This is a genomic window from Pseudomonas sp. SDT291_1_S447, assembly GCF_054070155.1.
On the sequence record NZ_JBSVXS010000028.1, the window covers coordinates 35,185 to 49,806 of the forward strand.

Sequence of the window (14,622 nt, forward strand, 5' to 3'; positions counted from 1 at the left end):
CCGCGGCACTTCCGATGTTTTTTAACGTTAGTCTGACGGCGCCAGCCGCAACGCTTCGCCCAGCAACCCGGCGACGCTGACCAAGTCATGGTCACCATTGAACAGCGGGCTCAAACGCAAATGGTGCGTATGCAACCCTTGCAGACTGAACAACTCACCAGGCGCAATAATGATCTGTTGCTTGAGCAGGCGATGAAAAACGTTCCCCATATCCACCGGACGTAGTGAGCGCGCCCAGATTGTCGCCCCTCCCTGCGGCTCGACAACCTGCAATACATCGCCCAGACGCTCGCGCAGTAGCTGAATCAGGGGCGTGCGGCGCTCTCTGAGCATACGTCTGAGTACGGACAAATGCTGATCCAGGCGACCGCCAGCCAACAGCCTGGCAATTGCCTTCTGGCGAATAGGCGACAAGCGAAATGCTCGCAGCAGAAAGTGGCGCTGCAGCTCACTTCGCCAATGGTGTGACAGGACATAACCAAAAGGAGCCTCCGCACCGATGAATTTCTCGAACGTTGAAAATATCAACAAACGATCAGGGTCCAGCCAGTCGCGCAAGCGATCGGTGCCGACTGCTTCGTCGAGTTCGCTGTAGCAGTCGTTTTCCAGCACCCAGGTGCCATGACACCCGAGCAAATGTGCAACCGTTTGCCGATTGGCCTGAGACAGCAGGCTACCGTGAGGCATGCTCAATATCGAGGACAGAAGAATCAATCGCACCGGCTCGCTTTTAAGCAATGACTCCAGCCGTTGCGGATCGATCACTCCCCCCTCCAGTAGCGGCAACTCGATAACCCGCACCCCGGCAGTTTCCAGCAGACGCAGGATTATCCAGTCACAGGGCGATTCAACCACTACCGTGGCCCCGCGCAACTCAAGCACGGAGATGAGTATCTCCAGCACACCGCGTAGATCGGCACCGACATAGACATCGTCCGCATGCCAGCAATTCGTCGTTGACGAGGTGTAGCGCGCCGCAAGCACTGTGCGCAGTTCCAGATCACCGCAAGGTTGCAACAGCAATTGTGGCTGGCGGGGATATTGCCGCAGCAGTTCCCGCTCAAGCATCAACAGCGGACTGTCCAGCGGTTGCAAGGTCGCCGGATCGTCGGTGCTCAACACACACATGCCCGGGCGGCGGGCGTTGACGTAGACCGTCTCAAGCAAATCATTGCCACTACCGGGCAACTCGATCGTGGGTAGCGCCTGCGCGTAATACCCGGACTTGGCGATCGAATAGACCCTGTTTTCCTTTTCCAGCAGTGCGTAGGCGTACTGAACGGTCGAAATGGACACATTCAGTCGGTCAGCCAACTGCCGCAACGAAGGCAGGCGCACTGCCGAACTGCTCCCCGCTTCGTCGATCAGTTGCGTCAGGTAGCGATAAACCGCCTGATAAACGAAGTCGGTTTCCTGAGCCTTCACGACCCCGCAGCCATTGGCTGTGATACGAAAACTGGCAGATGGCTCACGTTCAGCCTTCCGCCGACCGATCGACTGTCGCCCCGCGACCCGCCTCGTTCAGATTTGCGTCATCCGCAGCGCCTTCGCTGGTTGCCGGCATGCGAATGGGCCCCGTTGCGTAAAGACGAACAATCATCGCGACCGGCAAACCGCTGACATCGGTCATCCACTTCAGGACCTGTTCCGGCGCATTGAGGCCCTGCATGGCCCGATGCAGATCAGGCATCGCCACCAACATCCCGGGATGACAATTGCGCAGGAACCTTTCGAGCCCGGCACCGCTATCTATAAACGGTGCAAACAACAGACACGTCAACTGCGCTTCGTTCAGATCGAAACTCGCCAACAAACTGGCCTCTGCCTGCATACGCAAGTGCTTGGGATCTTCAAGGTCACCAAAACTGCTGAGCAACTGTTCGCACAGCGGTTCGGGCACCTGCTTGCGCCGCATCTCCATCAAGCGGTTCTGCAGGTATTTGCCGATTCCATCCTCATACGTGCGACCTTCGATGAACTGCGCCTGCAAACCACGCAAATGCGCCGCGACCAGGGGCTCTGCGTATTCGTCGTCATTTTGATAAAGGCTCTGGTCATTTGCCTGGAATCCCAGAAAGTCGCTGAGCAAAGGCCAGCGCTCTTCCAGTTTGCCGACGATCATGTCGTTGATATTGATGAAACCGGTACGCCGACAGGCCTCGAACTGCCCTTCGGGCCGCCACGTCACGCGATCTTCGTCGGTGTAGAACTCGCGATAATAATCACCTCCCAGGCCATCGAGCACAGGGAACAGCATTTCAAAGCCCGAGGTATTGAGCAGTGGTCCGGAGATTGCCGCTTTCTGTACTGCTCGACTCAATCCGTCGAGGAAGTGCTTCTGGCGCTGTGGGGGCTCGCTACCGATCATTGCATCAACACCACTGTTCCAGCGAGCGATCTGACCGTAGAACTCAGCGGTAGCCAGATAGGCGTCATCCCACAATTCGAGCGGTTCGTTGAACGTTCGGCGATGACCAAGCACCAGCAGATTCACGCGATGGGCTTCACGCCCCTCGTCGCTGAGTGGTGCCTGATGGTCGAACGGCAAAACCTGGCGATGATCGACCATCATCAGCTCGACCCGAGGATCGTCATAAAGGAACAGCGCACTGAAGCTGCGATGCATGTTCTGCAGTGCCGTTTGAGTGTTGCCGTTCCAACGCAGGGTCGCTACACGCAATTGAAAGGTTGCGGGGGCCCGTCCGGCGATAGTCAGCTGCGCAGCCCGCAACAAAGCCAGCGTATAACAGCTGTCACGCGCCCCGGACTGGTTCACCAGCACTTTGAAATGACCGATGTTCTCCATGCCGCCCGCAGCGACGGCCAGCCGCTGGATCAGCAACTGCAATGCCGTACGCTCTGCGCGAGAGAAGAAACTCAGCAGACGCTGCAAGACTTGCTGGTAGACGTAATTCATTGCCTGATCATGGATAGTGCTCATCGGTATTTACCCGGTATCAAAAGTTTCATGGCATGCAGACAAAACATTAGCCGCACGACAATTCATCAATAAGTAATAGACGCTCAAATGCTAACACTTACAAAATTGTAGTTATTTGAAACACTTGAGTTCAAGAAAGCCAGCCCACCACCGAAAGGCAGTGTCAACCCTCTGTAATTGCTAGGGATTTTCTAGAATTAAATCTTCCTAGGAAACTTCCCACAACATCCCACGACAAGTGAGTACAAGAAAAAGAGAAGCGGTTTCGGAATAGCCCTACAACAATTAAACAGAAGTTGGTGCGATCAACAGTTTTAGCCGTTTGATAATGTGAGGGACGAATTGAATGCACAGTCATGGCTCATTCCTTGAGATGAAAGTAATCATTCAATTATCAGGGCTTATGTTGTGATTAGAAGATACAGATCGAGAGCAAAAACCAGTTCAGTTGCTGAACGGTGTCGGGTGCAGCTCTCGGGGTCTCTGTTTTAAACGGTAGGATAAACGCACAAGAGTCCGTGGGGCCACGGACTCTGATTACAAGGCTTACGCCGGTTCGACTTGCAGAGCAACCCGTTCGCGACAAGGGCATTCGTCCATGTAGCGATGCGCTTCGACGAACTCGTTGAACGGAAATACACGGGTCTTGAGGGGCAGAAGCACGCGGTCAGCGGTCAACTGGTTTATGTCACGCAGGGCCCGTTGCAAAGCGACGTGATCCTGAGTGATGCCCAGTTCCGGCTTGCCGGTGAAGTTGCCGATGCAGTGCACGAAGAACTGGATGTTCTTCTGGAACGCTGCACAGGCCGGGAACGGCGTCTGATTGCCGCCCTGCAAGCCATACAGCACCAGGCTGCCACGCGGCGCCAGCACATCGCCAAGCAGCGACATCTGCGGCCCGCCGAGGCCGTCGAACACCACGTCGACACCACGGTTGTCGGTGATCTTGTTGATTCGCATCAACAGATCTTCCTCTTCGGTGACGATGACCTTTTCTGCACCAAGGGACAGCAGGTACTCGCGCTCCTCGGCTTCTTTGGTCGCGGCAATCACCCGCACACCCATTGCCTTGCCCAACTGGACAAACGAAGGACCGGCGCAATGGCTGGCGTCAGTGACCAGCGCAAACTGCCCCGGTTTGACCCGTGCCAGATCGGCGTAGGCAAAGTAGGCGATCAGCAACGGCGTGTAATGCACGCTGGCTTCAATCGGGCTGAGCACATCCGGATAACGGGTCAGCGCAGTACGCGGCAGCACGATCGATTCGCCGTAGACCGGGTAGTCGTTCGCACTCTCGGCCGGAAAACTGGCGACCTTGTCACCCACTGCCAGATCATCAACACCGTCGCCGACAGCGGTGATCACACCGGCCATCTCGTGACCAAGACCCGCAGGCAGTCGCGCCTGAGACGAGGCCAGATTCTGACGCCAGAGGGTGTCATACCAGCTGATGCCGATCGCCTCGACACGCACCTGCACTTCGCCAGGACCTGGCTGAGCGGCCGCATGCTCTTCGCATTTGAGCACCTCGGCCGGACCAAACTTGTGAAAACGGATCGTGCGGGACATCGCAAACCTCGTCAAAGTAACCTCTAATGCCCTGAACTCTATCTGGGCTTTTGACCCAAGACTATCAGTGGCTATTAATAGTCGACATGCCTGTCATTGATTCCGCAGTATGGGCGGCATTGGCAAAATCCGTGAAAAACTGCTGCCACCGTCTCAGTTAGGCTGAATTTTCCGGTGCAGAGTACCAGTCTTTCCCCGTAAGATTCATGCCGGCCATTGTTCTCATATGGCCGCTCTCGTCAAGCTTGATGACTCTGCCAGGACTCCAGATGAATCGTAATGACCTGCGTCGTGTCGACCTGAACCTGTTGATCGTATTCGAAACATTGATGCACGAACGCAGTGTGACCCGGGCGGCAGAAAAACTGTTTCTCGGTCAACCGGCAATCAGTGCGGCGCTCTCGCGCCTGCGCAGCCTGTTCGACGACCCGCTATTCGTGCGCACCGGGCGCAGTATGGAACCGTCCGCCCGCGCGGTGGAAATCTTCGCCCTGCTCTCGCCGGCCCTCGATTCCATTTCGACCGCCGTCAGCCGCGCGGCCGAATTCGACCCGGCCACCAGCACCTCGGTATTCCGTATCGGTTTATCGGATGACGTCGAATTTGCCCTGCTGCCGATGCTGCTCAAACGCCTGCGCGCCGAATCGCCTGGCATCGTGTTGGTGATTCGTCGCGTCAACTACATATTGATGCCGGGCCTTTTGGCCTCCGGCGAGATATCCATTGGCGTCAGCTACACCACCGACCTGCCGGCCAACGCCAAGCGCAAGGTCCTGCGTCGCAGCGCACCAAAACTGCTGCGCGCCGATACCGTACCGGGGCCGTTGAGCCTGGACGACTACTGCGCACGTCCGCATGCGCTGGTGTCGTTTGCCGGTGATCTCAGTGGGTTTATTGATGAAGAGCTGGAGAAACTCGGGCGTAAACGCCATGTGGTGCTGGCCGTGCCGCAGTTCAATGGCTTGAGTACGTTGCTGGCGGGCACTGACATCGTGGCGACCGTGCCGGATTACACCGCGGAGGCGTTGACGGCGGCTGGCGGCGTTCGCGCGGAAGATCCGCCGTTGCCGACGCGTACGTTTGAGCTGCATATGGCTTGGCGTGGGTCCCAGGATAATGATCCGGGTGAGCGTTGGCTGCGGTCGCGGATCCAGATGTTTTTTGGCGATCCGGATAGTCTCTAGGGCTAGGACTCTCTGCTATTCGATAGACCGGCCTGAGGCTTTCAGCGCAACGGTAGAAGCAATAAAACCGCGTATGTCGGCCGAGTAAAAACGGTGAGTGCTCACCGTTTTCATTCGGGTCGGGATACTAATATTTGAAACGACCCACCAGGCCTTTGAGCTGACCGGAAATGTCTATCAATCGACCCGAGCCAGCCTGTGACGACTGAGCAAAGCCTTCGACCAGTTGGGCATCGGCATGGATCTGGGCGATGTGGCGATTGATCTCTTCGGCCACCTGGTGCTGCTCCTCAGCGGCTGTGGCGATCTGGGTATTCTGGTCGCGGATCGAGTCCACCGAGCCACGGATCTTGTCGAAGCTGTCACGCGCCTGCTGAATGCGTTCCACACTGGCGTGGGACACTTGCAGGCTGCCTTGCATCTGCTGCGTGACTTCTTGGGTGCGGCGGGCGAGATTGCCCAGCAAGCTGTCGATCTCGCCGGTGGAGTCGGCTGTCCTGCGAGCCAGAGCGCGGACTTCGTCGGCGACCACGGCGAAGCCTCGGCCTTGGTCACCGGCGCGCGCGGCTTCAATCGCCGCATTGAGCGCTAGCAAGTTGGTCTGCTCGGCAATCGAGCGGATGGTATCGAGAATGGTGTTGATGTTCTGGCTGTCCTGCTCCAGCAACTGCATGGTCTGGGTCGACTTTTGCAGGTCTTCGCTGAGCTTGAGCACGCTGCCTGTGGCTTCGCCGATGTGCTGCTGGCCGTCATGTACGTCGCGGTAGCCTTCGTCGGCACTCGACGCGGCAGCACTGCACGAACGTGCAACTTCGTTGGCAGTAGCGACCATTTCGTTGAACGCGGTGCTCACCAACTCCACGGCCTCACGCTGACGACCTGCAGCCTGGTTCATGTTGTTGGCCACTTCGCTAGTGTCGGCGGCCGCGGTCTGCAGGTCAGATGAGGCGTTGCCTATGCGTTGCACCAATTGTGCAATCATGCTCAGGAACTGGTTGAACCAGCCCGCCAGGCTGGCGGTTTCGTCCTTGCCCTGCACCTGGAGTTGGCGCGTCAGGTCGCCTTCTCCTTCGGCGATTTCTTGCAGGCCGTCGGCCACGCCGCGAATCGGACGCACGATGACGCTCGCAAAGCTGGCGCCTACTATCGCGAACACCAACGCCAATGCCGCTGCAATGGCGGCGATCAACCAAGTCAGCCGGCTGACGTCGGCCATCACTTCATCACGCTTGATCAGGCCGATAAAGCGCCAGCCCAGGTCTTTGGAACTGACCACGTTGGCCATGTAGGCCACACCATCAATCTCGATTTGGGTCACGCCGTCGCCTCCCTTGGCTAGTTCGGCGTAGTTGGGACCCAGGTCGGCCAGAGGTTTGAAGTTGTGCTTCGCGTCGCTGGCGTCTACCAGCACGTTACCGTTGTCTTCCACCAGCATCAGGTAGCCGCTATCGCCCAGCTTGATGTTGCGCACCAGTTCAGTGAGCTGTTTAAGCGATACATCAAGGCCAACCACTCCCAGGATATTCCCGGCGGCGTCGGCGACAGTACGCACAGTGCCGATCAGCGTCACATCGTCCGGCGCCCAGTAGTAGGCACCCGTGCGCACAGTGGCGCCTGGCGTGGCGATGGCCGCTTTATACCAGGGACGGACGCGCGGATCGTAGTTGTTCAGCTTGGTGTCGTCCGGCCAACTGGCGTATCCGCCGTCGCTCAGACCCAGGGACAGGTAAGCAGTACTCGGATGACTTTTGGCGAACTGGTCAAATATCGCCAGCAGCTCTTTGTTGGCCTGAGTAAGTGGAATTTGCGCAGCTTCGGCACCCGCGTAGCTCTTGAGGTCTTTGGCCGCGACAACGCGCGGGTCCTTGGCTATATAGTCGACGTTTTGGCTTATGCCGTCGAAAAACTGCTGCATGCCATTGTCAATCTGGCGGATCTCACGACCGCTGCTGTCGAGAAAATTGGCCAGGGCCCCCTCTCGCAAATTCAGCACTACCAAAACGGCGACCAAGATGACCGGGACGCACGCGATAGCTGCGAACGCCCAGGTCAGCTTCTGCTTGATATTCATGACTTCACCTGCGGATATTTATAGTTTTGGCAAGGGGAAACGCTAGCACTGAACGTCGCATGTGTTGTTATGAGGAGATAAGCCCATGCGTACTCTGAGTTATCGACCGCGACGGTGCGCACTTTAGAACGGCGAACATCGGCAAACTCAGCGCAATCTATCTGCGATTAAAGAAAGGCTTCCCTGCCTTGGAAAACCTTCCAGAACGTCGCATCGATTTTCCTGGCCGCTGCTTCACTGACCCAACCCTGCCAGATATCGAAATCCGGCTTCTGCGCCAGTTAGACCCAATCCGATTGGCCCATTAGCGGCGTGGGAGTTCAGTAGCAGAACAGGATCGGTTCGCCCCGCTTGCAGCTCGATAACACGGCTACGTCCCTGGTTACGGAAGGATAGAGGCGGTTTGGCAAACCGGATCAAAGGTGCAACGCGGGCTTGGACTGGCGAACGCCATGGCCAGAAGGGACGCGGACACGCAGAGCAATCAGCAACGCCGCCAGCAGCATCAGCACGGCTGCCGCTACGAATACGCCTGCGCTGCCACCGAGGCTGAACATTGCACCGCCAGCGGCGGCGCCCGTGGCGATGGCTGACTGCACAGAGGCCACTACCATGCCTCCGGCGCTTTCCGCCTGATCAGGTACCGCGCTGGCGACCCAGTTCGACCACGCCACCGGCACACCACCAAAGGCCATGCCCCAGACCGCCAGCAGTAGCGCCTGCCCCGGCACCGAGGCCGGCAACAGCACCAACGCCAGTGCTGCAACGCCGACCAGCGCGGGCATCAGCACCAGAGTGGCCAGCGGGTGGCGCTCCAGCAGCCTGCCGGCCACCAGCGTGCCGACGAAGTTCGCCACACCGAACCCCAGCAGCATCAGTGACAGCCCTTGCGCGCCGATGCCGGTAGTCCCTTCAAGGAATGGCCGAACATAGGTAAACATCGCGAAGTGCCCGCTGTGCACCAGCACACAACCGAACATCCCCATGGCGATGCCTGGGCGCTGCAACACCTCGAGCACAGTGCGCAGGCGTGCCGGCCGGCGCGGCGCAAGACGCGGCAGAGTGAACGCCTGGAAAGCCAGGGTCACCATGCCTACCGCCGCCGCGGCGAAGAACGCGCTGCGCCAGCCATACAGCCCACCCAGATAGCTGCCCAGCGGCACCGCAACGACCGTGCCGATGGCGATGCCGCTGAAAATGATCGACAGCGCCCGGGGCAACAGCGCACTCGGCACCAAGCGCATCGCTACCGCCGCCGCCATGCTCCAGAACCCGCCAAGGGCAATGCCCAGCAAGATACGCATCACTAACAGCACCGCGAAGCTGGAGGAAACGGCGACCAACAGATTGGAGGCGACCATCAACATGGAAAAACCCAGCAACACCCAACGTCGGTCGATGCCGCGGGTCAGGCCTGGCACCAACAAGCCAGCGAACAACGCCACCACGGCGGTTACCGTTACCGCCTGGCCAGCCAGCGCTTCAGACACTCCCAGGTCGGTAGCCATCAGCGTCAACAAACTGGCCGGAAGGTACTCGGCGGTCAGTAACCCGAACACACCCATTGCCAACGAAAATACTGCCATCCACGCGGGGGTTGCAGGTTCTACGTCCGCGCCGACGCCGCAATGGCGGTCGGACACGGTGTTACATACACAGCCAGTCATTGCACGGATCTCCCAATTTTCATTAGGAGCCGAAGTCTAGGCGCCGAAATCCGGATGATCTATGATCCAAAGTCTCCACTTTTTGATCAAAACACCTGAATGATGCCTGTAGATCAGTTTGCTCTTTCCTCGGACCTCATCAACGAGCTGTTGCGCGGCATGCGCCTGCGTGGTGTTGAATACCGGCGCATCCAAACGGGTCCAACTTTCGGTTTGGGCTTTGCTGAAAAACCTGGGCACGCCTGGTTCCACTTCATGGCCGTCGGCAATGCGGTGTTGCGGATGGAGGACGGGACCACGTACGCGCTGTCTGCCGGCAACGCCGTGTTTATTTCCCATGGCGCAGCCCATCAACTGTTTTCCCATCAGGGCGCGCCTGTCCAGGACATCGATCATCTAGACGGTGCGCCCTTGGGTGAAACCGTCAGCGCAGTGAATACCGGAACCGATGCCAGCGCCACTCCGAGCACTATTCTGTTCAGTGCTTGTATGGAGTTTGAACTGGGCAGTATCCATGGCCTTGGCCGGCTGATGCCGGGACTGATGCTGATTGATGCCGGCGGCCAGCGTTACCCCGGACTAGTGCCGATCCTGACCACCATGGAGCGCGAGGTAAGCGCCGCTCGTGTCGGCTTCGCCGGTATCCTCGCGCGGTTGGCCGACGTGGTGGCGGCCATGGTCGTTCGTGGCTGGGTGGAGTGCGCCTGCGGCAATGCTTCTGGCCTGGTCGCCGCCTTGCGCGATCCCCGTTTGGCCGGTGCACTGCTTGCGCTTCATCAACAACCCGGCCGCGACTGGACTGTTGCGCAGTTGGCAGAGCACTGCAACACCTCACGCTCGGTCTTCGCGGACCGTTTCCAGGCGACGATTGGCATGGCCCCGCTACGCTATGTCACCGAACTGCGCATGCGGCTTGCAAGCCAGTGGCTGACCCTCGAAAGGCTACCGATTGAAGAAGTAGCACAACGTTTGGGTTATACCTCCCAGGCCGCTTTCAGTCGCGCATTCAAGCGCGTTACGGGCAAGACGCCTGGATTGAGTCGTAAGGTGAGGCAAGCCGAACGCAGCTAGTCGATGATCCCTGCCACTGAATCATTTACCTCCCGTTACATCGAGATCTGATTTTTGATTCAATCAACGGTATCTTTGGCCAATGAACAGCTTCCGCGCGGTCATTTACCTGGGCGTTATTCTCTGCACTGGCTGCGTAAAAACGGCCAGTATTCCACCCGCCGACCTCACGTTATCGTCGTTTGAGCTCGGCCCCGCCAACCTGTTCACGGCACACTTCAACTCCACTGTGGATTTGCAGAACACTTTCAATGATTACGAAAGTTCCAACCAGCTCAGCCCTACCCTGATCTGCTCTCTGAACCGAGACATGGAGTTCTCATCCGAGCATCCAATCGCGGTAAAAGCCGAAGGGCGAGTGAACGCAAGCAGTCAAGCCAGGCCCAATTACAAGTTTTCCTCCAATCTGATCTTTTACTACACCAATGCGGATGGAACGCAACGCGACTTGAATGACTACGACGCCATCAAACCGTTGCTGGCGTCGCAAGCTTCAATCCCGTGCAAAGTTCGCATAACTGCCTATGGGTATGAGGCCTATTACACGAATACGTTGCTGATCCCATCCAGGCTGATGATGGAGCAGATTTTCAGGTAGCCGCCCTTTGCTGAACTTGGTGTAAGGATTCGCCGAGACTCTGGTCGGCGACTTATCTCACTCATAAACAAGCCCGGGAACCGTCCCCGGGCTTTTTCATTTGTGCGCCTCTTTTGCATTTTTGTGCGACACATCCCCTTTCAGGACTCCCGCAAGGCTCTGGCACGGTGTTAGTTTGTAAGTGTATGTGTCTCAGCGTTGAGGCACGCCTAACTCACTGCCCTGCAAAGGAATGCCCTTCGTAATGAATGTCCCCTTCAAAAAACTGGCTGCCACCACCTTGATGCTGGCCGGTCTTGCCGTGTTCACTGCGCCCGCGCAAGCCAATATCACCCCGCAGCAGAGCGCTGAAATCCTCAAGACCTACAGCGCCGACAAAGCCACAGACTTCCGCCAGTTCCTCGGCAGCCTGGGCAAGAGCGATCTGGCGAAAACCGCCGACATCGGCCCGGCTATTGGCGCTTACCTCGATAACAAGAGCCTGACGGCCGAGCAGCAGAACGAAATCTATCGTCTGTTGGGTATCTACACGCGCGCGAAATACAGCGATGCCGCCACCGAAACCCTGCGCGAACTGGTCGAGATCCCGACGTATCGCAAGGACGGTGTCGAACAGCATGACAACCCGGAATTCATCAAGATCGCCGCGAAGATCAAAAGTCTTGCCGAGTCATTCAATCTGAAATTCCGCAACATCGACAACCGTGTGTACGAGATTTCCCTCGACGGCAGTGGCGATGAAGTCGTCGGCATTCATGCGCACGCCGACGTGGTGCCGGTGACGCCGGAAAACTGGGTGCTCAAGGATGGCACCCGCCTCGACCCTTTCAAGATCACCCTGATCGGCGACCGCATGTATGGTCGCGGCACCGAAGATGACAAGAACGGCATCGTGGTCACGCTGTATGCCATGAAAGTCATCAAGGAAGAAAAGCTGCCGCTGGTGCGCAACTTCAAGCTGTTGGTCGACACCACCGAAGAAACCACGGGCGACGCGATTCCCTACTATTTCGAACGCAATCCGACGCCGAACTACAACCTCGCGCTGGATGGCGGCTACCCGGTGGTGATTGCCGAGAAAGGCTATGGCACCGTTATGGCCAACTTTGCCAAGCGCAAAGGTGAAGGCAAAGGTGCGGAGATCACCTCGATGACCGGTGGCCTGGCGAACAACCAGATTCCGTCGGCATCGGTCGCCACCCTGGTCACCGACAAGCCTGCGGAGCTGGCTGCCAGCCTGCAGAAGGCCGGTGACGAGTTTGCCAAGCGCAATGGCGGCGATTTCCAGGTGAGCGCTAAAGTCGACGGCAAAGACGTCAAACTGACCGTGACTGGCGTATCTGCGCACTCCTCCGAGCCCGAATCCGGAGTCAACCCGGTCGCGCGGATGCTGGTCTTTATCAATAGCCTTGATGGCAGAGTCGCGTTCAAGCACAACCACATCACCGATGCCGCACGTTACGCTGCCGACAATTGGGGGCTGGATTATCTCGGTAACAAGCTGGGAGTCGGATTCTCCGATGCCTTCATGGGGCCGCTGACAACATCGCTGACCTACGTCGGCATGGATGACAAAGCCTTCAAACTCGCGGTCAACCTGCGCGTTCCGAAGGGCAAGTCGCCGGAGAAGCTCAAAGCAGAAATCGCTGAGAAACTGGCAGCGTGGAGCAATAAGAGCCACGTAGCCGTTGCTTTTGACTATTCGATCGACGAGCCGATGTACCGCAATCCTGAGGGTGAGTGGGTCAAGACACTGTTGGCTGTTTCAACAGAAAATCTCGGCATGAAACACGAGTTCGGCACCTCCGCCGGCGCCACCTCGGTGCATGAATTGCCGAACGGCGTGCAATTCGGTCTGGCCATGCCAAATGTGAAATACACCGGTCACACCGATGGCGAGTTCAAGACCGTGGAGCAATTCCAGCTGGATCTGCAAATCGTCACGGAAATGATCGGCCGCATCGGTCAGTTGCCGAAACTCTGATCGCATTGTCGAACCCGCCGCCATGGCGGGTTCGACATTTTTAATCCCCGCGTAATCCCCGCCGCGCAGCCTCGCTCCTGACTTTTGCACACCGGGCAACACAGAATTGCCCTCAAAGAGATTGATAGCCCCCTAACGAAAGGTGCATGCTAGAGGGCTCGTTCGGCTCTTATATCATTCCGAATGATAGTTACCTTTGCTTCATTCGATTCGTGCCATCACACCTCGCCGAGCATCATCCGCCCATCTTCAATACATTGGCGGATGCATCCATGGAACAGTCACTCAAACATTTGCGCTTCCCGTTGGCCATGCTGGCCGTACTGGTGATGAGCGCCTGCGGCAAGACTCCGGAGACTGCCGCCACCGCGCCTGCTGCCAAAGTCAGCGTGGCCAAGGTGATCGAACAACCGGTCAACGAGTGGGACGAATTCACCGGGCGCCTCGAAGCGCCGGAAACCGTTGAAATCCGTCCACGGGTCTCCGGCCAGATCGACGACGTCGCGTTCACTGAGGGCGCACTGGTCAAGAAAGGCGACCTGCTGTTCCAGATCGACCCGCGTCCGTTCCAGGCTGAGGTGCGCCGCCTCGAAGCACTCGTAGCCCAGTCCCGCGCCAACGCCACTCGCAGTGAAAACGAAGCCGGTCGCGGTGAACGCCTGCGCGCCAGCAACGCCATTTCCGCCGAACTGGCTGACTCGCGCACCAGCGCTGCCCAAGAAGCCCGCGCCGCCGTCGGTGCCCTGCAAGCGCAACTGGACCTGGCCAAACTGAACCTCAGCTTCACCCGCGTGACCGCGCCGATCAGTGGCCGCGTCAGCCGTGCCGAGATCACCGCCGGTAACCTGGTGACCGCCGACACCACCCCGCTGACCAGCGTGGTTTCCACCGATCGCGTTTACGCCTACTTCGACGCCGACGAGCGTGTGTTCCTCAAGTACACCCAGCTCGCCCGCAACGGTCAACGCGGCGCCACGACCCCGGTGTACATGGGCCTGTCCAATGAAGACGGCAACCCGCACCTCGGCCAGATGAACTTCGTCGACAACCAAGTCAACCCGAAAACCGGCACCATCCGTGGTCGCGCGGTGTTCGATAACAGCGACGGCACCTACACCCCGGGCCTGTACGCACGCTTGAAGTTGGTCGGCAGCGGCACCTACAACGCCATGCTGATCAACGACGAAGCGGTCGGTACCGACCTCGGCAAGAAGTTCGTACTGGTGATGGATGCGGACAACAAAACCGCCTACCGCGCCGTCGAACTGGGTCCGAAAATCGAAGGCCTGCGCATCGTCCGTACCGGCCTGAACAAGGACGACACGATCATCGTCAAGGGTCTGCAACGGGTTCGTCCTGGCTCACCGGTCACGCCTGAAGTGGTGCCGATGGCCAGCGAACAGACCATCGCGGCACTCGCTCAACAACGTCAAGCGCTGGAAGCCAGCAACCTGCCGAAAGTCGCCCCTGCCAAAGGCGCGTCCGGTTCGGTTGTGAAGCTGGCTGCTACGACCCCACGCGGTTAAGGGACGACAAC

General features: G+C 58.2%; 9 protein-coding genes and 2 pseudogenes. 5 read left to right on the forward strand and 6 right to left on the reverse strand.

Translation table 11 applies throughout. From position 1 onward, the window contains the following. Positions 1-27: 27 nt before the first annotated feature. From ACW9IR_RS12220 to ACW9IR_RS12230, 3 genes are all read right to left on the reverse strand, one after another. On the reverse strand, positions 28-1,425 hold the full coding sequence (locus ACW9IR_RS12220; RefSeq protein ID WP_457463395.1) for an aminotransferase-like domain-containing protein: 1,398 nt from the start codon (positions 1,423-1,425) through the stop codon (positions 28-30). A 49-nt stretch (positions 1,426-1,474) separates the two neighbouring features. Then, complete coding sequence (locus ACW9IR_RS12225) at positions 1,475-2,941, reverse strand: hypothetical protein (RefSeq protein ID WP_095120860.1); 1,467 nt, start codon at positions 2,939-2,941, stop codon at positions 1,475-1,477. A gap of 546 nt (positions 2,942-3,487) precedes the next feature. Beyond that, a complete protein-coding gene (locus tag ACW9IR_RS12230) occupies positions 3,488-4,510 on the reverse strand; it encodes a zinc-dependent alcohol dehydrogenase family protein (protein WP_016983050.1) in 1,023 nt (340 codons plus the stop codon). Positions 4,511-4,779: 269 nt separating this feature from the next. On the opposite strand from ACW9IR_RS12230, the gene ACW9IR_RS12235 reads away from it, so the two are divergent. Further along, positions 4,780-5,694 (forward strand): LysR family transcriptional regulator, encoded by a 915-nt coding sequence (locus ACW9IR_RS12235; RefSeq protein WP_007914920.1) that lies wholly within the window; start codon positions 4,780-4,782, stop codon positions 5,692-5,694. Positions 5,695-5,821: 127 nt separating this feature from the next. Here ACW9IR_RS12235 and ACW9IR_RS12240 read toward each other — a convergent pair. From ACW9IR_RS12240 to ACW9IR_RS12250, 3 genes and pseudogenes are all read right to left on the reverse strand, one after another. Continuing rightward, a pseudogene (locus ACW9IR_RS12240) lies at positions 5,822-6,337 on the reverse strand (methyl-accepting chemotaxis protein); the annotation flags it as partial. A gap of 348 nt (positions 6,338-6,685) precedes the next feature. Beyond that, positions 6,686-7,765: pseudogene (locus tag ACW9IR_RS12245) on the reverse strand (HAMP domain-containing protein); the annotation flags it as partial. A gap of 416 nt (positions 7,766-8,181) precedes the next feature. After that, positions 8,182-9,432 (reverse strand): MFS transporter, encoded by a 1,251-nt coding sequence (locus tag ACW9IR_RS12250; RefSeq protein ID WP_457463398.1) that lies wholly within the window; start codon positions 9,430-9,432, stop codon positions 8,182-8,184. A gap of 102 nt (positions 9,433-9,534) precedes the next feature. Between ACW9IR_RS12250 and ACW9IR_RS12255 the strand changes: the two genes are divergently transcribed. The 4 genes from ACW9IR_RS12255 to mexE all read left to right on the forward strand — a co-directional run bounded on the left by ACW9IR_RS12255 (position 9,535) and on the right by mexE (position 14,611). Beyond that, the gene (locus tag ACW9IR_RS12255; RefSeq protein ID WP_457463410.1) at positions 9,535-10,503 is read left to right on the forward strand and encodes an AraC family transcriptional regulator; all 969 of its coding nucleotides are present in this window, start codon (positions 9,535-9,537) and stop codon (positions 10,501-10,503) included. An 82-nt stretch (positions 10,504-10,585) separates the two neighbouring features. Beyond that, positions 10,586-11,101 (forward strand): hypothetical protein, encoded by a 516-nt coding sequence (locus ACW9IR_RS12260; RefSeq protein ID WP_457463400.1) that lies wholly within the window; start codon positions 10,586-10,588, stop codon positions 11,099-11,101. 244 nt (positions 11,102-11,345) lie between these two features. Beyond that, entirely contained in the window at positions 11,346-13,085 is a 1,740-nt protein-coding gene (locus ACW9IR_RS12265) for a dipeptidase (protein ID WP_457463402.1), read from the forward strand. A 272-nt stretch (positions 13,086-13,357) separates the two neighbouring features. Further along, positions 13,358-14,611 (forward strand): multidrug efflux RND transporter periplasmic adaptor subunit MexE, encoded by a 1,254-nt coding sequence (gene mexE, locus ACW9IR_RS12270; protein WP_095120869.1) that lies wholly within the window; start codon positions 13,358-13,360, stop codon positions 14,609-14,611. Positions 14,612-14,622 lie beyond the last annotated feature (11 nt).

Coding starts and splice junctions, on each gene's coding strand:
- mexE (WP_095120869.1), top strand. CDS start 13,358: ATGGAACAGTCACTCAAACATTTGCGCTTCCCGTTGGCCATGCTGGCC.
- ACW9IR_RS12230 (WP_016983050.1), bottom strand. CDS start 4,510: ATGTCCCGCACGATCCGTTTTCACAAGTTTGGTCCGGCCGAGGTGCTC.
- ACW9IR_RS12250 (WP_457463398.1), bottom strand. CDS start 9,432: ATGACTGGCTGTGTATGTAACACCGTGTCCGACCGCCATTGCGGCGTC.
- ACW9IR_RS12235 (WP_007914920.1), top strand. CDS start 4,780: ATGAATCGTAATGACCTGCGTCGTGTCGACCTGAACCTGTTGATCGTA.
- ACW9IR_RS12260 (WP_457463400.1), top strand. CDS start 10,586: ATGAACAGCTTCCGCGCGGTCATTTACCTGGGCGTTATTCTCTGCACT.
- ACW9IR_RS12255 (WP_457463410.1), top strand. CDS start 9,535: ATGCCTGTAGATCAGTTTGCTCTTTCCTCGGACCTCATCAACGAGCTG.
- ACW9IR_RS12265 (WP_457463402.1), top strand. CDS start 11,346: ATGAATGTCCCCTTCAAAAAACTGGCTGCCACCACCTTGATGCTGGCC.
- ACW9IR_RS12225 (WP_095120860.1), bottom strand. CDS start 2,941: ATGAGCACTATCCATGATCAGGCAATGAATTACGTCTACCAGCAAGTC.